Source organism: Streptomyces sp. NPDC006510 (assembly GCF_040611955.1).
Classification (GTDB): Bacteria; Actinomycetota; Actinomycetes; order Streptomycetales; family Streptomycetaceae; genus Streptomyces.
In genome coordinates, this window is sequence record NZ_JBEXPH010000001.1 from 13,944 (window position 1) to 31,096 (window position 17,153).

General features: G+C 71.6%; 16 protein-coding genes. 7 read left to right on the top strand and 9 right to left on the bottom strand.

Annotated features, from left to right (window positions below; all coding sequences use genetic code 11):
* Positions 1-37: 37 nt before the first annotated feature.
* Positions 38-667 (bottom strand): response regulator transcription factor, encoded by a 630-nt coding sequence (locus ABZY11_RS00080; protein WP_093540292.1) that lies wholly within the window; start codon positions 665-667, stop codon positions 38-40.
* Entirely contained in the window at positions 664-2,019 is a 1,356-nt protein-coding gene (locus ABZY11_RS00085) for a sensor histidine kinase (protein WP_356476907.1), read from the bottom strand. Before ABZY11_RS00085 ends, ABZY11_RS00080 begins: the two co-directional genes overlap by 4 nt.
* A gap of 223 nt (positions 2,020-2,242) precedes the next feature.
* On the opposite strand from ABZY11_RS00085, the gene ABZY11_RS00090 reads away from it, so the two are divergent.
* The 4 genes from ABZY11_RS00090 to ABZY11_RS00105 all read left to right on the top strand — a co-directional run bounded on the left by ABZY11_RS00090 (position 2,243) and on the right by ABZY11_RS00105 (position 6,112).
* Entirely contained in the window at positions 2,243-2,800 is a 558-nt protein-coding gene (locus ABZY11_RS00090) for a heme-binding protein (RefSeq protein WP_356476908.1), read from the top strand.
* A 34-nt stretch (positions 2,801-2,834) separates the two neighbouring features.
* Positions 2,835-3,431, top strand: coding sequence for an ankyrin repeat domain-containing protein (locus ABZY11_RS00095; protein ID WP_356476909.1), 597 nt, complete (start codon positions 2,835-2,837; stop codon positions 3,429-3,431).
* Between the two features lie 2 nt (positions 3,432-3,433).
* Positions 3,434-4,552 (top strand): YncE family protein, encoded by a 1,119-nt coding sequence (locus tag ABZY11_RS00100; protein ID WP_356477066.1) that lies wholly within the window; start codon positions 3,434-3,436, stop codon positions 4,550-4,552.
* A 177-nt stretch (positions 4,553-4,729) separates the two neighbouring features.
* A complete protein-coding gene (locus tag ABZY11_RS00105; protein WP_356477067.1) occupies positions 4,730-6,112 on the top strand; it encodes a M1 family metallopeptidase in 1,383 nt (460 codons plus the stop codon).
* Positions 6,113-6,139: 27 nt separating this feature from the next.
* On the opposite strand, the gene ABZY11_RS00110 is transcribed toward ABZY11_RS00105, so the two are convergent.
* Entirely contained in the window at positions 6,140-7,720 is a 1,581-nt protein-coding gene (locus ABZY11_RS00110) for a M4 family metallopeptidase (protein ID WP_356476910.1), read from the bottom strand.
* A gap of 265 nt (positions 7,721-7,985) precedes the next feature.
* Complete coding sequence (locus ABZY11_RS00115) at positions 7,986-8,561, bottom strand: TerD family protein (RefSeq protein WP_072487943.1); 576 nt, start codon at positions 8,559-8,561, stop codon at positions 7,986-7,988.
* Between the two features lie 184 nt (positions 8,562-8,745).
* Here ABZY11_RS00115 and arfB point away from each other — a divergent pair, with 184 nt between their 5' ends.
* On the top strand, positions 8,746-9,180 hold the full coding sequence (gene arfB / locus ABZY11_RS00120) for an alternative ribosome rescue aminoacyl-tRNA hydrolase ArfB (protein WP_356476911.1): 435 nt from the start codon (positions 8,746-8,748) through the stop codon (positions 9,178-9,180).
* Between the two features lie 48 nt (positions 9,181-9,228).
* Here arfB and ABZY11_RS00125 read toward each other — a convergent pair whose 3' ends face one another.
* Positions 9,229-9,735: a flavin reductase family protein gene (locus tag ABZY11_RS00125; protein WP_356476912.1), complete on the bottom strand. Its 507-nt coding sequence runs from the start codon at positions 9,733-9,735 to the stop codon at positions 9,229-9,231.
* Between the two features lie 367 nt (positions 9,736-10,102).
* Here ABZY11_RS00125 and cdgB point away from each other — a divergent pair, with 367 nt between their 5' ends.
* Positions 10,103-11,746 carry a diguanylate cyclase CdgB gene (gene cdgB, locus ABZY11_RS00130; protein WP_356476913.1) on the top strand — a complete coding sequence of 548 codons (1,644 nt, stop codon included), beginning with the start codon at positions 10,103-10,105 and terminating at the stop codon, positions 11,744-11,746.
* A 152-nt stretch (positions 11,747-11,898) separates the two neighbouring features.
* Positions 11,899-12,852: a carbohydrate-binding protein gene (locus tag ABZY11_RS00135; protein ID WP_356476914.1), complete on the top strand. Its 954-nt coding sequence runs from the start codon at positions 11,899-11,901 to the stop codon at positions 12,850-12,852.
* A gap of 77 nt (positions 12,853-12,929) precedes the next feature.
* On the opposite strand, the gene ABZY11_RS00140 is transcribed toward ABZY11_RS00135, so the two are convergent.
* The 4 genes from ABZY11_RS00140 to ABZY11_RS00155 all read right to left on the bottom strand — a co-directional run bounded on the left by ABZY11_RS00140 (position 12,930) and on the right by ABZY11_RS00155 (position 17,078).
* Positions 12,930-13,781 (bottom strand): class II fructose-bisphosphate aldolase, encoded by an 852-nt coding sequence (locus ABZY11_RS00140; protein WP_356476915.1) that lies wholly within the window; start codon positions 13,779-13,781, stop codon positions 12,930-12,932.
* A 62-nt stretch (positions 13,782-13,843) separates the two neighbouring features.
* Positions 13,844-14,821 carry a 1-phosphofructokinase family hexose kinase gene (locus ABZY11_RS00145; RefSeq protein WP_356476916.1) on the bottom strand — a complete coding sequence of 326 codons (978 nt, stop codon included), beginning with the start codon at positions 14,819-14,821 and terminating at the stop codon, positions 13,844-13,846.
* Between the two features lie 170 nt (positions 14,822-14,991).
* Positions 14,992-16,146 (bottom strand): N-acetylglucosamine-6-phosphate deacetylase, encoded by a 1,155-nt coding sequence (nagA, locus tag ABZY11_RS00150; RefSeq protein ID WP_356476917.1) that lies wholly within the window; start codon positions 16,144-16,146, stop codon positions 14,992-14,994.
* Entirely contained in the window at positions 16,146-17,078 is a 933-nt protein-coding gene (locus ABZY11_RS00155; RefSeq protein ID WP_356476918.1) for an ROK family protein, read from the bottom strand. Before ABZY11_RS00155 ends, nagA begins: the two co-directional genes overlap by 1 nt.
* Positions 17,079-17,153: the final 75 nt, after the last annotated feature.

Here is a 17,153-nt window from a genome sequence, read left to right on the forward strand (position 1 = left end):
TGCCCGAAGGCGCGCCGGCGCCGGGAGGCTTCGGGGCCTACGGCAGCAGCCGCTGCTCCTTCGCGACGGCGACGGCGCCCGCGCGGGTGTCGACGCCGAGCTTGTCGTAGATCCGGCCGAGGTGGGTCTTGACCGTGGCCTCGCTGATGAACAGGGCGCGGGCGATGTCGCGGTTGCCCAGGCCCTGGGAGAGCTGGGCCAGGATGTCGAGCTCCCGGTCGGTGAGGGTGGGCAGCGGCTTGCGCATCCGGGCCATGACACGGCTGGCCACCGGCGGGGAGAGCGTCGTACGGCCCTGGGCGGCCGAGCGGATCGCGGCGAAGAGTTCCTCCGGGCGTTCGGCCTTCAGCAGATAGCCGGTGGCGCCCGCCTCGATGGCCCGGGTGATGTCGGCGTCCGTGTCGTACGTGGTGAGGACCAGCACATGGACACCGGTGGCGGCGATGCGACGGGTGGCCTCGACGCCGTCGATGCCCTCGCCGAGCTGGAGGTCCATCAGGACGACGTCCGGGGTGAGCTTGGCGGCCAGGGCGACCGCCTCCTCGCCGCTGCCGGCCTCGCCGACGACCTCGATGTCCGGTTCGCTGCCGAGGAGCGCGAGCAGACCGGCGCGCACGACGACGTGGTCGTCGCAGAGCAGGATGCGTACGGGCGGCGTCGCGGTCATGCGAGATCCTCCGGGCTGGTCGGCGGGGCGGCGGGGGTGAGGGGGACGGCGGCGGACAGCACCGTACCCTCGCCCGGCACCGACTCGATCGTCAGCGTGCCGCCGAGCTGGTGCAGCCGGGCCCGGATCGCGGGCAGCCCGTGACCGCGCACGCTGCCGGTGGCCCTGGTGTGTTCGGAGGGTGTGAAGCCCTGCCCGTTGTCGGCGATGTCCAGGACGACCCGGTCGTCGAGGTGGGTCAGCGTCAGTGCCGCCTCCGTCGCGTTCGCGTGCTCCTTCACATTGGCCAGCGCGCCCTGCGCGATGCGCAGCAGCGCGGACTGCACCCGGTCGGGCAGTGCGGTGTGCCGCTCGCCCTCCACATGGCAGCGGACGGTGAGCCGCCCCTGCCCCTGTGCCGTCTCGCGGGTGGCCAGTGCGCGCAGGGCCGCCTCCAGGCCGCCGCCCTCCGCGAGATCGGCCGGCGCCAGGTCTTGGACGAAGCGGCGGGCCTCGGCGAGGTTGCGTTCCGCGATGCCGGTGGCCGTACGGACGTGGCGGCGGGCGGTCGCCGGGTCGGCGTCCCAGGTGCGGTCGGCGGCCTGCAACAGCATCTGCTGGCTGGAGAGGCCCTGCGCGAGGGTGTCGTGGATCTCCATGGAGAGCCGCTGGCGTTCGGCGAGGGTTCCCTCGCGGCGTTCGGTGGCGGCCAGTTCGCGGCGGGTGCGCAGCAGGTCGTCGATGAGTTCGCCCTGCCGCTCGGACAGTTCGCGCTGCCGCTCGGCCTGACGCCGCATATGGACGAAGACCGCCGTGGCGACCGCCGCCACGGCGGGCGGGGCGAGCACCAGATTCGGGTCGAAGCCCTCGGCCAGCCGCAGTTGCGCGGCGACGACGAACAGCGTGAGCAGGGCGACGAGCGCGAGCGCGGCGCGCGGCGGGAGGATGCGCAGCCCGGTGAAGAAGAGCGGCACCGCGCACCACGCGAAGCTCGGTGCGAGGACGACCAGCACCATCCACACGGCGACCAGCGCCCCCAGCCACACCAGGGAGCGCGGCGTCGGCCGCGAGCCGAGCACCGGCCCGAGCACGTACAGCACGGCGAGGGCGACGGAGAGCGCGATGATCCACGGGGTGCGGGCCTCGCCGGGGTGGCGCAGCAGGAAGCGGGTGAGCGAAGCACCGAGCAGCAGGAAGAACGCGGCGTGCATCAGGAACGTGAGCCACCCGGCGTCCGGGTCACCGGTCCGGTCCGGGGCCGCGGCGCCGGCCGGCCGTCCCGCGGCGGAGGCGCTCGCCGTGCTTCCCGTGCGGGAGCCGTCGGCCGTCCTCCCCGTGCCGGTGCCGGGTACCGATCGGGTTCGGTGCTTCACCTCGTACCTCTCGCTCCTCACCGTCAGCGGCCCCGCCGAGCTGCACGGACACCCTCATGGTCACCCCGGACGGCCACCCCCGCATCAACCGATCGGCCGATGGGGCCGTCGACCGTCCCGCGTGCGGCGTCGAGCCGGTCCGTCGACCGTGCGGTGCCCCGGGCGGCCGGAGGATCGATGACAGAGCCGAACACGCTCATCCACCGCTGCTGAGGAGTCCACCATGAAGAAGCTGTCGCTGCGCACCCGCGTCCTGACCGGTGCCGTTGCCGTCGCCGCCCTCGGCGCCGGGACCTTCGGCGCCATGTCCGCCAGCGCCTCCACCCCGGCCGCCGCCCCCGCCGCCGCCATCAGGGCCGACGCCGCGAACGACAACCTTCAGCAGACCACCCACCTGACCGTGGCCGCCGCCACCAAGGCCGCCCAGGCGGCCCTCGACGCCGCGAAGAAGGAGAACCAGCGCGTCTCCGTCGCCGTCGTCGACCGCAACGGCAACACCGTCGTCACCCTGCGCGGCGACGGCGCCGGCCCGCAGGCGTACGAGTCCGCCGTGAAGAAGGCGTACACCGCCGTCTCCTGGAACGCGCCCACCTCCGAGCTCGTCAAGCGCCTGACGAACGCCCCCACCCTGAAGGACATCCCCGGCACCCTGTTCCTCGCGGGCGGCGCCCCGGTGCAGGTCAAGGGTGCCCCGGTGGCGGGCATCGGCGTGGCCGGCGCCCCGAGCGGCGACCTCGACGAGAAGTTCGCCCAGGCGGGCGTCGCCTCCCTCGCCAAGTAGGCAGCCCCGTCCGGCCGGCAATCAGGAGTACGACATGAACGCCCTCGATCGACAACTGCTCGACGCCGCACGCACCGGCGACACCTACCGGGTGCGGACCGCGATCGAGGGCGGCGCCCGGGTGGACTGCCGCGACGAGGAGCTGCGCACCCCGCTCCTCCTCGCCGTCCACGGCGACCACGTCGAGGCCGCCCGGCTTCTGGTCGCGGCCGGCGCTGATCCCGACGCACAGGACCGGCGCGAGGAGAGCCCCTGGCTGGCGACCGGGGTCACCGGCAGTGTCCCGATGCTGCACGTCCTCCTGCCGGCCGGCCCCGATCTGACGCTCCGCAACCGCTTCGGCGGCATCGCGCTCATCCCGGCGAGCGAGCGCGGCCACGCCGCCTACGTACGGGAGCTGCTCCGGGTCACCGACATCGACGTCGACCACGTCAACCGGCTCGGCTGGACGGCCCTGCTGGAGGCCGTGATCCTCGGCGACGGCGGCCGGGCGCACCAGGAGGTCATCGAGCTCCTGCTGGCGGCCGGCGCGAACGCGGACCTCCCGGACGGCGACGGCACGACCGCGCTGGAGCACGCGGAGCGCCGCGGCTTCGCGGAGATCGCCGCACGGCTGCGGGACGCCCGGTGAAGGTGCGTCACGCGGTGGTGGTACTCGCCGCGGCGACGGTCCTCGCGGGTTGTACGAGCGGTGCCCCGGCCACTCCCCGTACGCCGGGCGGCGCACCGACTGCCCCGGCCCCGTCGCAGTCCTCCGCCGCGGCCACCCCGCACGGCACGCTCCTCGTCGCCGACTTCGGCGGCGACACCGTGACGTTCGTCGACCCGGACCCCGGCCACGACCGGCACACCCTCGGCTCCGTCGAGGTCGGCACCGCCCCCTACGGCCTCGTCGTCGACGACGAGGGGCTGGCCTGGGTGGCGACCGCCGAAGGGGTCGCGGTCGTCGACACGGCGACCCGCACCCGCCTCGGCCGGATCCCGTACCGGACGCGGACCGGCCCCGTCACGACCGGCGAGTACCGGGGCGGCGGCATGGGGATCGCGCTGGCCCCCGACGGCCGGCACGTCTACGTCGGCGTCAATGTGCCCGGCCGCGACGGTGTGCTGGAGATCGTCGACACCGCGGCCCGCGAGGTGACCGGCACGGTTCCGGTGGGCCGCCGCCCCTTCGACGTGGACGTCTCACCGGACGGCACCGAGGTGTACGCCACCGGCCACGACTCCTTCGACGTCACGGCGGTGGACCCGTCCAGCCGCACGACACGGCGGTTCGAAGTCGCCCCGTACGGCACCGAGGGCAGCCTCGGCTCCTGGCTGAAGCCGCACTACGCCGTCGTACGCCCCGCCGACGGCAAGCTGCTGCTGCCGTTCGAGGGCGAACGGCTCGTCGTCCTCGATCCGCGCACCGGGCGGACCACCATCGAGCCGATGACCGCAAACACCCACCAGCACGGCGCGACGCTCGCCCCCGACGGCACCCTGCTCGTCGTCGGCACCGGCCCGATCCTCTCCGACGACGAGGGCCCGTCGCTGACCATCCGCACCCCCACGGGCGCCGAGCGCGTCGTGCCGCTGGACGGGCCGCACGAGGACGTGGCGGTGTCCGGCGACGGCCGTACGGCGTACGTCACCGAGGGCTTCACCCGCGACGGGTACGGCAACGGCATCACCGTCGTCGATCTGACGGGCGGGAAGCGGCCGTTCGAGGTGGCCGCGGGCGCCCGTCCCCTGGGGATCGCGGTCCTGTGAGTCGATATCCCGCCAATCAGACATTCCGCGCCTAGGATCGCCGATGTGGATCAGCGAACAGCCGTTGCGGATCAGCGGACACCTGGTGCGGATCAGCGAACAGCCGACGCGGATCAGCGGACACCTGGTGTGGATCAGCTGACAGGCGGTGTCGATCAGCGAACCCCCGTACGCCGCATGGCCCGCGCCGCCGCTCTCGTCCTGCTGGTGCTGACGACGTCCACCGGCTGCACCGGCGGCGTCGAGGGCAGGCCCGGTGCCGCCGGCCTGCGCGACCCGTACTTCCCGAAGCTCGGCAACGGCGGCTACGACGTCACGCACTACGACCTCGCGCTCGACGTCGACCCGGCCGCCCACCGGCTGCGCGGCACCGCCACGATCACCGCGCGCGCCACCCAGGACCTCAGCGCCTTCAACCTGGACCTCGCCGGGCTCACCGTGCGCTCCGCGACCGTCGAGGGCCGCCCCGCCGCCGTCAACCGGGCGGGCCACGAGCTGACGCTGCGTCCCGACGCCGGGGTGAGGAGCCACCTGCGCAAGGGCCGGACCTTCCGCACGGTCGTCCGCTACTCGGGCTCCCCGCAGACCCTCACCGATCCCGACGGGTCGAAGGAGGGCTGGCTGAGGACGGCGGACGGATCGGTGGCGCTGGGCGAACCGACCGGCTCGATGGCCTGGTTCCCCGGCAACAACTACCCGAGCGACAAGGCGTCGTACGACATCGCCGTCACCGTCCCCGAGGGGCTGACGGCGGTGTCCAACGGCGAGCTGACCTCCCGCAGCACCTCGGGGGGTACCACCACGTACCGCTGGCACACCGCCGAACCGATGGCGAGCTATCTCGCGACCGTCGCCGTCGGACGCTTCGACACGAAGGCGTCGACGACCCCGGACGGCATCAAGGTGTTCACCGCCACGGACCCGACGGTGACGGCGGACAGCGCGCGGATTCTCGCCCGGATCCCCGAGGTCGTGAAGTGGGAGGCGCAGCGGTTCGGCCCGTACCCCTTCTCCGCCACGGGCGCGATCATCGAGCGCCCCAGGGACGCCGGCTACGCCCTGGAGACCCAGAACCGGCCCTTCTTCGCCGGGCCGCCGGACGCCGGGCTGCTCGTCCACGAGATGGCCCACCAGTGGTTCGGGGACTCCGTCACGCCCGAGAGCTGGCGCGACATGTGGCTCAACGAGGGCTTCGCGACCTACGCGGAGTGGCTGTGGGAGGCCGACAAGGACGGCAGCCCGGTCCAGGACCGGTTCGACGCCGCTTTCGAGGACGACGCCAACTGGGCCTTCCCGCCGGCCGATCCACCGACCGCCGCGGACATCTCGCAGGCACCGGTGTACGGGCGCGGGGCGATGGTCGTCCACAGGATCCGGCAGGCTGTGGACGACGACAGGCGATTCTTCGCACTCGTCAGGGGCTGGACGAAGGCCCACCGGCACGGCAACGCGTCGACCGCCGACTTCACCGCCTATGTGGAGAAGACGACCGGTCAGGACCTGACGGAGCTGTGGGACACCTGGCTGTACGGCAGGAGCCGGCCCGCCTCGAAGGACTGACCGGCTCCCGGAGTACCGCTGTCCGGACTACTTCACGTTGACGCCGCTCCAGGCGGCGTCGACGGCCGCGAGCTCGGCGCTGTCCGCCCCGTACAGGTCGGTCGCCGCCTTCTCGGTCGCCGCGCGGGCGCCCGCGTAGTCGGTGGTCGACGTCATGTACTCGGCGAGGGCCTTGTACCAGATCTGGACGGCCTTGTCCCGGCCGATGCCGGTGACCGTGGAGCCGTCGATGGTCGGGGAGTCGTAGTCGACCCCGTTGATGGTCTTCGCGCCGCTGCCCTCCGACAGCAGGTAGAAGAAGTGGTTGGCGACGCCGGAGGAGTAGTGCACGTCGAGGTCGCCGACGTTGCTGTCCCAGTAGTCGGCCGAGCTGCCGTCCTTGCTCGGCTTGTCCATGTAGCGCAGCGGGCTGCCGTCGCCGTTGATGTCGATCTTCTCGCCGATGAGGTAGTCGCCGACGTCCGTGCTGTTGTCGGCGGCGAACTCGACCGAGGTGCCGAGGATGTCGCTGGTCGCCTCGTTCAGCCCGCCGGACTCACCGACGTAGTCGAGGTTGGCGGTGGACGCGGTCAGGCCGTGGCTCATCTCGTGGCCCGCGACGTCGAGGGCGGTCAGCGCGCTCTTGTTGTCGGCGCCGTCGCCGTACGTCATGCAGAAGCAGCTGTCGTCCCAGAAGGCGTTGACGTACGCGTCGCCGTAGTGGACCCGCGAGTACGCGGCCTTGCCGTCACCGGCGATGCCGTCGCGGCCGAACGCCGACTTGTAGAAGTCCCAGGTCTGCGCGGCGCCGTAGGCGGCGTCGACGGCCGCGGTCTGGCGGTCGTTGCCGGTGCCGTCGCCCCAGGTGTCGTCGTCGTCCGTGACGAGGTCACCGGTGCCGCTCTCGCCCTGGTTGAGGTCGTACGTCTTGTGGCCGCCGCGGTCGCCGTCGGTCAGCTCGAAGCCGGAACCGGCCGCGGTGGTGGTCAGCTCGACCTCGCCGCTGTACTGGCTGTTGCCGACACCGGTCTCGACCGCCTCGTAGCTCTGGAGCTTCTTGCCGGTGATCGCGTCGGTGATGGTGTGCACCCTGCTCGGCGTGCCGTCCTTCTGCACCCCGGTCTTCACCGTCTCCAGGGCGAGGACGGGCTTGCCGGAGCCCGCCCAGATCACCTTGCGGGCGGCGGCCGCGGTCTTGATCTTCGGCGTCGTGGACGGCACGGATATCCGGGCCTTGGTCGCCTTGGTGACGCCCTTGAGCTTTCCGTTGCGGGCGGTGTGGGTGACGAGGTCGCCGCCGAGCACGGGCAGCCCGTCGTAGGTGCGCTCGTAGCGGGTGTGGACGGTGCCGTCGGCGTCCTTGATCACATCACGGACGATCAGCTTCTCCTTGCCGCCGAGCCCGAGCGAGTCGGCGGTCGAGGAGGCGTCGCTCTGCGCCGACTTGATGGCGGCGGTGCGCTGCGAGGCCTTGTTCGCGCCGAAGGGGACGACGCTGCGAGTGGCGGAGGGACCGTCATTTCCGTTGTCCGGCACGGCGTTTGCCGCACCGGTCTGCATGCCGACGACGACCATCGCGGCCACGGCGGCCAGGGCTGCGGCGCGACGGGTGTTCATGTGGGGGGTCATGCGTTCTCCGTTGCTCGTTCCGTGGGGGGTTACGAGCCGAGAGCGTGCCACCAAATGAACGACATTGACTGAGCACTAACAAATACCTCACATTTTTTTGACCACTTCTTGTCCGAATGGAATACACATGTGTCCGTTAATCGGCGGGAGTTGGGCATGGATGCCCGATGGCACCGCATACCGGACGCCGCGCGCATGTTCCGGCGGCGGGCACGAGAAAGCCCCCGGGCCAACGGCCGGGGGCTTTCGGGGGCGTGCTGGTGCGTCAGAGGTTGACGCCGAAGTCCTGGGCGATGCCGCGCAGGCCGGAGGCGTAACCCTGGCCGACGGCGCGGAACTTCCACTCCGCGCCGTTGCGGTACAGCTCGCCGAAGACCATGGCGGTCTCGGTGGCGGCGTCCTCGCTCAGGTCGTAGCGGGCGATCTCGGTGCCGCCGGCCTGGTTGATGATGCGGATGAACGCGTTGCGCACCTGGCCGAAGTTCTGGCTGCGGGTCTCGGCGTCGTAGATCGAGACCGGGAAGACGATCTTGTCGACGTCGGCCGGCAGACCCGCCAGGTTGACGTTGATCTGCTCGTCGTCGCCCTCGCCCTGGCCCGTGACGTTGTCACCGGTGTGGACGATGGTCTGGTCGGGCGTCGACTTGTTGTTGAAGAAGACGAAGTGGCCGTCGGAGACGACCTTCCCGGCCGGGTTGACCGCGATCGCCGAGGCGTCGAGGTCGAAGTCGGTGCCGGTGGTGGTGCGGACGTCCCAGCCGAGGCCGACCGTGACGGCGGTCAGGCCCGGGGCCTCCTTGGTGAGGGAGACGTTGCCGCCCTTGGACAGGCTTACAGCCATGGGAAGTCCCTTTCATCGTCGATTGCGGGCTTCATGCCATCACGAAGCTACCGTCACAGGTCATAACGCGAGCAAGGGACCGGGAGGTTCCTGCTCCCTTTACTTTCTTTACCGAAGTCCCCCGGTCGGCCCCGACGGCCGGTACGGCAAAAGAAGGTGACGAACCCCCTGCGGTACGGGGAACATGGGTGTCATGTCCGGGCCCTATGTCATCCGCGGTTCGGTCTCCCTGCCGGAGGCCGAGCTCATGTGGCGTTTCTCGCGGTCCTCGGGGCCCGGCGGGCAGCACGTCAACACCAGCGACTCCCAGGTGGAGCTGCGCTTCGACCTCGCGGCGACCGAATCGCTCCCCGAGGTGTGGAAGGAGCGGGCGCTCCAGCGTCTGGAGGGCAGGCTCGTGGGCGGGGTGATCGCGGTCCGGGCCTCCGAGCACCGCTCCCAGTGGCGCAACCGCGAGACGGCTCTCGTACGGCTCGCCTCCCTGCTCGCCGAGGCGACGGCGCCGCCCCCGAGGCCGCGCCGCAGGACCAGGATTCCGCGGGGCATCAACGAACGCCGGCTGCGCGAGAAGAAGCAGCGGGGCGAGACCAAGCGGGGCCGCTCCGGCCGCGACTGGTGACGGACCGGGGCTCTCGAAAGAGCCCCCGGGTCGGATCCGCCGCCGTTCTCACCTCAGCTGCCGGTACCGTCCCCGGAAGTAGGTCAGCGGCGACCCGTCCTCGCTGGGCAGGGCGGCGCTCAGCACCCGGCCGATCACCAGCGTGTGGTCGCCCGCCACGACCCGCTGCTCGGTACGGCACTCCAGCGTGGCCAGCGCACCGCCGACCAGCGGCGCGGCGGTGACCTCGCCCCGGATGTAGGGGATGTCCTCGAACAGCAGCCGGTCGCTGATCCGGCCCTTCATCGCGAACCGTCCGGCGATGTGCCGCTGGCTCTCGGCGAGCACGGACACCGCCCACAGCGGCTGCTCCGACAGCAGGTCGTCCATCCGGGAGTCGTTGCGCAGGCTGACCATCACCAGCGGCGGGTCCAGCGACACCGACATGAAGGCGGTCGCCGTCATGCCGACGTCCTCGCCGCGTCCGTTCTCGTCCAGCGGCGGCTCCTGGGCGGTGATCAGCACGACGCCGGCGGCCAGCCTGGCGAGGGCGCCTCGGAACTCATCGTTGCTCACCCCCTCAGCATGGGGGATGGGCCGGGAGCGGGGGGCGGGGGTCTTCGTCTGCAACACATCGGGCACGCTAGCCGCGGAGCGCGTGCTCCCGCATCGGGCCAGGGGACCAGCCAGGTCCTAGGACCCGTGGCCCATGACGGGCGCGGCGGCGCTGCAACGTACGGATTTGCGTTCAAGAAAAGGACGCAACGATTCCGTCAGGCACTCGCGCCCCTTTACCATCTGTTGTGACTTGAGTCACAGAGTGCAATATTTGTTGACCCTGTGTACCGGCTGCACAGCTCACTGTGATTCAGTTGCCGTGACACTGAAGTAAGTACGTCGATATGAACCTGGAGTGCTGTCGAGGTCTCGGGGAGTGCGAGCAATGGAGGCCGAGTCGGAGCCGTACGTCCGTCTTGCGACGATGCGGCAGCTGCACCAGGCCGTGGCCGATCTCAATACGGCGCGGAGCCTGGCCGACACACTGCAGACCGTGGCCGACGGAATCGTCACCGGTCTCGGCTACGAGCTGGCCTGTGTGAACCTGGTCCGCCCCGACGGTGATCTCGTCGTCGCCGCCTTCGCGGGCAACAGCGCCGCGGAAGCCCTGATCACCGGCCGGGTCGGCTCGCGCGCCTCCTGGGAGCGCCGGCTGACGATGGGGCAGGCCTGGGACGAGCTCCGTTTCATACCGCACACCGACGGCTGGGTCCTCCTCGACGACGACGTACCGCAGTGGCACACCGACGGGCCGGACCCCCGTTTCGAGGACGAGTGGCACCCCCAGGACCGCCTCTACGCCCCGATGTACGCGTCCGGCGGCGGTCTCGATCTGCTGGGCGTCATTTCCGTGGACCGCCCGCGCAACGGCCGCCGCCCCGGCGCCTGGGGCCGTGAAGCCCTCCAGATGTACGCGTCGCAGGCGGCCATTGCGATCAGCAACGCCCGGCTGAGAGCAAACATGCAGCGGGCACTGGTCCGCCTCGAACGGGAACAGCAGGCGCTGCGCGCCAGCGAGGAGTCCTTCCGCCAGGCCTTCGAGTACGCCCCCAGCGGCATGGCCATCGCCGAGATGGGCGGCGACCAGCACGGCCGGCTGCTGCGCACCAACGACGCCCTGTGCCGGCTGCTCGGCCGCCCCGCGTCCGTGCTGCGCCGCTACTCCTTCGCCGACCTCGTCCACCCCGAGGACATCGGCACCCTGCTGCGCACCTCCGCCGAGGGCGGTCGCGCCGAGCTGCGGCTCGGGCGGCGGGACGGCACCTACCTCTGGGTCTCGCTGCGCAACTCCGTCGTCGCCGACACCGCGGACGGCCCCCGCTTCCTGCTCACCCACGTCGAGGACATCGAGGAGCGCAAGCGCCACGAGCTGCATCTCGCGCACCGTGCCTCGCACGACGCGCTCACCGGCCTGCCCAACAGCGCCGAACTGCGCTCCCGGCTGAGCGCCCGGCTCTGCGAGCGCCCGCACGAGACGGCCTCCACCGCGGTGGAGGCGCTGGACGCGGCCTACGGCGACCTCGACGATCCGGACGCGCGGACACACGGCTACGAGGTGGACTCGGCACCCGGCGGCCCGTACGACCACCATGTGCACGCCGTCGCACCCGACACCGAGCACGACGACGGGGCGAAGGGGCTCGCGGTCCTCTTCTGCGACCTCGACGGCTTCAAGTCGATCAACGACCGCTTCGGCCACCACACCGGTGACGCCGTGCTGATCGAGGTCGCCCGCCGGCTCACCACCTGTGTCCGTGACGGCGACACCGTGGCCCGGCTCGGGGGTGACGAGTTCGTCGTCCTCGCCGACGGACTCGGCGACGCGGACGCCGCGGACCTGGCCGTACGCCTCCGTAACGCCATCATTCCGCCCATCCGGGTCGACGGCAGGGCGGTGCGGGTGGGGGCGAGCTTCGGCATCGGCTGGGCCGCCTGCGGGATGACTGCCGAAGAGGTGCTGCGCTCCGCCGACCAGCGGATGTACGTGGAGAAGCGGTCCCGGTCGAAGGTTCACCGCAGGGCCGGCTGACGTTCACGGCGCCCCCGCCGCTGTGCTCCGCCGCGGTTCCGCTACCTGCGACGGCAATTCTTGGTGCGGTCCGTTCGGGGTAGGCTCGGCCGGTCGGCCACGGCTGGCACTATTCGGCGACGGCTGGCGACATGGTGAGGAGTGACCCAGGGATGACGGCCGGGAACAACGGCGCAAACACGCCCGAGGACGACGATCCGTTCGGCTACCTGTACGAGGACGGACAGGCAGCGGGCGCCCAGTCGCCGCGGCAGGGCGGCTACGGCTACCCGCCGGCGGCACCGCAGCCCGGCGTGCCCCGGACCTCGTACAACCAGGTACGCGCCGTAGGCGAGCGCCAGTACGGCCAGCAGGTGCCGCAGCAGCAGGCGTACCACCAGCCGAACGCGCAGTACGCCGCCCCGGAGACGTACCCCGGTGCCCCCACCGCGCAGGTCCCGCAGCAGGGCGGCCGCGGCCGGTCCGGCGGCTCCTCCGGCAGCGGCGGCCCGAACACCAAGGGCCTGCTGATCGCCGCGGTCGCGGTGGTCCTGGTCGTGCTCATCGGTATCGGCGCCGCGCTGATCACCGGTGACGACGACAAGGACAAGAAGAAGGACGAGGTCACCTCGTCCGCCGGTCCCGGCAGCCAGGTCGAGGAGTCCCCGAAGCCCCAGCAGTCCGCGAGCTCCGAGGCCCCGGCCGAGCTGCCCAAGCAGGACGCGGCGACGCTGAAGCTCGGCGGTACGGCCCAGCTGGACAACACGACCAAGGGCGCCAAGAGTTCCAACGGCCAGTACATCAACCTCAACGAGGTCGGCAGGTCCGCGACCTGGTCGGTCGAGGTGCCGAAGGCCGGTCCGTACACGCTGTTCGTGACGTACGGAGTGCCGGGCAAGGACGCCAGGACCTCGCTCACGGTCAACTCCGAGGCTCCCCGCGAGATCAGGATGAAGAACTTCGCGGAGGCGCCCGAGGGCGATCTGGAGAAGGGCTGGACGACGACGTTCGCCTACGTCAATCTCAACAAGGGTGCGAACACCCTGATGATCTCCTGCAACGAGGGCGACCAGTGCGATGCCAATCTGGACCAGCTGTCGCTGAAGGCCGGTCACGTGAAGCGCTGAGTGTGTGACGAAAACGGTCCGGCCCCCATCGCCCGAGCGAGGCGAGGGGGCCGGACCGTTTTTTGTTGCGCGCCTGGTCAGCCCATCAGGGCCAGGAAGCCGGCCACCGTCGCGGCCATTGCCTCGCGCCCAGGGGCGATGTACTTGCGCGGGTCCACGCCCGTGGTGTTCTCCGCCAGGTACGCCCGCACCGCGCCGGTGAACGCTGTGTTCAGGGCCGTGCCCACGTTGATCTTGACCATGCCGGAGGAGGCGACGGCCCGGCGGATCTCCTCGTCCGGGACGCCGCTGGAGCCGTGCAGCACCAGCGGGACCGGGACGGCGTCGCGGAGCCGGCCGATCAGCTCGTGGTCCAGGGCGGCGGTGCGCTCGGTCATCGCGTGCGAGGAACCGACCGCGACGGCCAGTGCGTCCACCCCGGTGTCGCGGACGTACGCGGCGGCCTCGGCCGGGTCCGTACGGACGCCGGGGGCATGGGCGTCGAGCGGGGCCTCGCCCTCCTTGCCACCGACCTTGCCGAGTTCGGCCTCGATCCAGATGCCGCGCTCATGACCCCAGGCCACCGCCTCGGCCGTGGCCCGCACGTTCTCCTCGTACGGCAGCTTGGACGCGTCGAACATGACGGAGCCGAAGCCCTCCGTGTGCGCCTGGTGCAGCAGCTCCACGGACTCGACGTGGTCGAGGTGGAGGGCGAGCGGGGCGCCGGAGGCGCGGGCGACGGCGGCGGCCGCGGCGGCGATCGCGGAGAGCCGTCCGCCGTGGAACTTCACGGCGTTCTCGGAGATCTGCAGGATGGCGGGCGCTCCGGCGCGCTCCGCGCCGGCCGCGATGGCCTCCGCATGCTCCAGCGTGATGACATTGAAGGCGGCGATCCCGCGTCCCCGGGCCTGGGCGGCGGAGACGAGTTCACCGGTGCTGACGAGCGGCATGCTGACCTCTTGCTACTTCTTTCGAACCAGCGATCGGGCGGGTTCGGGACGGACGCGGCCTCTCAGGCCGCCGGTGCGTGTTCCTCGATGCCGACGCGCGGCAGCAGCTCTTCGTACGCCGCGCGGTCGAAGTCACCGGCCGTCGGGGAGAGCACGGTCGCCGTCGACAGTGCCACCGCCCGCCGCAGCCGGTCCGGCCAGCGCAGCCCCTCGACGAGGCCGGACAGCAGCCCGGCCACCGCGGAGTCGCCCGCGCCGGTCGGATTGCCCAGGACCTTGGCGGGCGGCGCTGCCTGCCAGATTCCGTCGGGAGTGACCGCCAGCATGCCGTCGGGTCCCAGCGAGGCGACGACTCCGTGGGCGCCGCGGCGGCGGGCGTCGCGGGCGGCGCGCATGGGTTCGCGGGAGCCGGTGAGCTGGGCGAGCTCGTCGGCGTTCGGCTTGATCAGGTCGGGGCGGGCGGCGATGCCGCGGCGCAACGGTTCGCCGCTGGTGTCCAGGAGCACGGGGACACCGGCGGCGCGGGCCGACCGGACCAGTTCGGCGTAGGCGCCGACGTGTATGCCCGGCGGCAGGCTGCCGCAGAGCGCGACGGCGTCGGCCCCGGCGAGTAGCTCCTCGTACCGGCCGAGGAGGGCGGTCCACTCGGCGGCGGTGACGAGCGGGCCGGGTTCGTTGAGCTGGGTGGTGTCGCCGGTGGCCCGGTCGACGACCGCGATGGTGCGGCGGGTGTTCCCGGCCACGGTGACGAGGGCGTCGGTGATCGGTGCGGGGGCCGTTCCCGGAGCGGCGGCGTCCGTGCCGGTCCCGTGCGGCGGCAGGTCGGCCAGCAGCTCACGGAGCACGGTTCCGGTGGAGCCTCCGGCGAAGCCGGTGACCACCGTTTCGTGGCCGAGCGCGGAGAGCACCCGGGCCACGTTGAGTCCCTTGCCGCCGGGGCGCTCGGACATGTCGCTGACGCGGTGGCTGGCGTGCGGGACGAGTTCCGGGACGCCGTACGTCAGGTCGAGTGCCGTATTCAGTGTGACCGTGAGGATCACCGCGGCCGCTCCCTCGATCCCTGCTCGGAAGCGCGAGACCGTGGACGGAATGCGCTTTCTCTGGCTGTTTTCCAGGCGATCATGCCAAAGAGGTGGCGGTCGGCCCAGACCCCCGGACCAACCGCCGTCTCTTCGTTACGTATTCGACCCGCCGTCAATGCCGGGGCAGATCAGCCGATTTGCGGCTCTTTGATCCATTCACCCTTGCGCATGACGCCCTTGAGCCCGAAGTCCGCGTCCAGGACCACCAGGTCCGCGTCCTTGCCCGGCTCCAGCGAGCCGACCCGGTCGTACACCCCGAGCAGCCGTGCCGGATTGGCGGAGATGGACTGCACGACGTCGCCGACCGGGATCCGGTCGATCGTCACGGCCCGGTGGAACGCGGTGTCCAGGGTGAGCGTGGAGCCCGCGATCGAGTTGCCCTCGACCAGCCGCGCGACGCCGTCCTTGACCTCGACCGCGAGCGGGCCGAGCTGGTACAGCCCGTCGCCGAAGCCGGCCGCGTCCATGGCGTCGGTGATCAGCGCGACGCGGTGGGCGCCCGCGTGGTGGTAGGCCAGCTCCAGGGCCGCGGGGTGCAGATGCGTGCCGTCGTTGATCAGTTCGACGGTGATCCGCTCGTCCTCCAGCAGCGCGGCGATCGGGCCGGGCTCGCGGTGGGCGAGCGGCGGCATCGCGTTGAAGAGGTGGGTGGCGACGGTGGCGCCCGCGTCGATCGCCTCGACGGTCTGCTCGTACGTGGCGTCGGTGTGCCCGATCGCGGCGATGACGCCGTGCTCGGCGAGCAGCCGCACCGAGTCGATGCCGCCCGGCAGTTCGGTGGCGAGGGTGAACATCTTCGCGGTGCCGCGCGCCGCGTCCATCAGCTTGCGGACCTCGGCCGGGTCCGGATGGCGCAGCAGGTCCTCGCTGTGCGCGCCCTTGCGGCACGGCGAGATGAACGGCCCCTCGAAGTGGATACCGGCCAGGTCGCCCTGCTCCACCAGCTCGGACAGGACACCGGCCCGGTGGGCGAGGAAGTCCATCTCGCCGGTGACCGTGGAGGCGACCAGCGTCGTGGTGCCGTGCTCGCGGTGGGTGCGGATGCCGGTCAGGACCTCGTCCACGGTGCCGGAGGTGAAGGACGCGCCGCCGCCGCCGTGGTTGTGCATGTCGACGAAGCCCGGGACCACCCAGTGGCCGCTCAGGTCGATGGTCGGTGCGCCCTCCGCCGCGGAACCGGCGATCCGGGTGCCCTCGACGATCACCCGGCCGTTCTCGACCGTCCCGGTGGGAAGCACCACCCGGGCGCCTGCGAGAACTGTGCTGTCTGCGCGTCCGGCCATCAGGCGGATACCTCCGTGGAGAGAAGATCCCAGGCGAGCAGCCCTGCGCCCAGGCATCCGGCGGTGTCCCCGAGGGCCGCCGGGACGATGTGGGGCGGCATCTGGAACGTGACGCGTTCCTCGACGGCCGCACGGAGTGGTGTGAACAAGGTTTCCCCGGCCTCGGCGAGCCCGCCACCGATGATGATCGTGCGCGGGTCGAGCAGCGTCAGCGCGGTGACCAGCCCGGCGGCGAGCGCGTCCACCGCGTTCTGCCAGACCCGCACGGCCGCGGGGTCGCCGGACTCGACGGCCTTCGCGCAGTCCGCCGCGTCCGCCTCCGGGTCGCCGGACGCGGCGGCCCAGGCCCGGGTCACCGCGGACGCGGACGCCAGGGTCTCCAGACAGCCGCGCTGCCCGCAGGCGCAGTCCGGGCCGTCCGGCCGGACCACGATGTGGCCGATCTCGCCCGCGTACCCGTGCGCGCCCGCCTCTATCGTGCCCGCGATCCCGATGGCCCCGGCGATGCCGGTGCCCAGCGGTACGAAGAAGAAGCGGTCGGCGCCCTTGCCCGCGCCGATCCGGCCCTCGGCGAGCCCGCCGGTGCGTACGTCGTGGCCGAGCGCGACGGGGACACCGCCGAGCCGCTTGCCGAGCAGTTGCCGCATGGGCACGTCGCGCCAGCCCAGGTTCGCGGCGTAGACCGCGATCCCGTTCTCGGCGTCGACGATGCCGGGCACGGCGACGCCGGCCGCGACGGCGCCCTCGCCCAGGTGCTCCTCGCCGTATGCCCGCAGATCGGCGGCGAAGCCGAGGACCGACTCGACGACGGCTTCGGGGCCGCGCTCTCTGCCGGTCGCCCGCCGCGCCTCGTACAGCAGGGCGCCGTCGGCCCCGACCAGTGCGGCCTTCATTCCGGTGCCGCCCACATCGAGGGCGATGACGTGTTTCACGGGAAACAGTTTCGCCCGAGTGGGCAAAAAGGTCTAGTCCACTATCCCGGTTTGTTGCGGATGCATACAAAATCG

Coding starts and splice junctions, on each gene's coding strand:
- cdgB (WP_356476913.1), top strand. CDS start 10,103: ATGGAGGCCGAGTCGGAGCCGTACGTCCGTCTTGCGACGATGCGGCAG.
- ABZY11_RS00105 (WP_356477067.1), top strand. CDS start 4,730: ATGGCCCGCGCCGCCGCTCTCGTCCTGCTGGTGCTGACGACGTCCACC.
- ABZY11_RS00090 (WP_356476908.1), top strand. CDS start 2,243: ATGAAGAAGCTGTCGCTGCGCACCCGCGTCCTGACCGGTGCCGTTGCC.
- arfB (WP_356476911.1), top strand. CDS start 8,746: ATGGGTGTCATGTCCGGGCCCTATGTCATCCGCGGTTCGGTCTCCCTG.
- ABZY11_RS00095 (WP_356476909.1), top strand. CDS start 2,835: ATGAACGCCCTCGATCGACAACTGCTCGACGCCGCACGCACCGGCGAC.
- ABZY11_RS00135 (WP_356476914.1), top strand. CDS start 11,899: ATGACGGCCGGGAACAACGGCGCAAACACGCCCGAGGACGACGATCCG.
- nagA (WP_356476917.1), bottom strand. CDS start 16,146: ATGGCCGGACGCGCAGACAGCACAGTTCTCGCAGGCGCCCGGGTGGTG.
- ABZY11_RS00115 (WP_072487943.1), bottom strand. CDS start 8,561: ATGGCTGTAAGCCTGTCCAAGGGCGGCAACGTCTCCCTCACCAAGGAG.
- ABZY11_RS00110 (WP_356476910.1), bottom strand. CDS start 7,720: ATGACCCCCCACATGAACACCCGTCGCGCCGCAGCCCTGGCCGCCGTG.
- ABZY11_RS00080 (WP_093540292.1), bottom strand. CDS start 667: ATGACCGCGACGCCGCCCGTACGCATCCTGCTCTGCGACGACCACGTC.
- ABZY11_RS00140 (WP_356476915.1), bottom strand. CDS start 13,781: ATGCCGCTCGTCAGCACCGGTGAACTCGTCTCCGCCGCCCAGGCCCGG.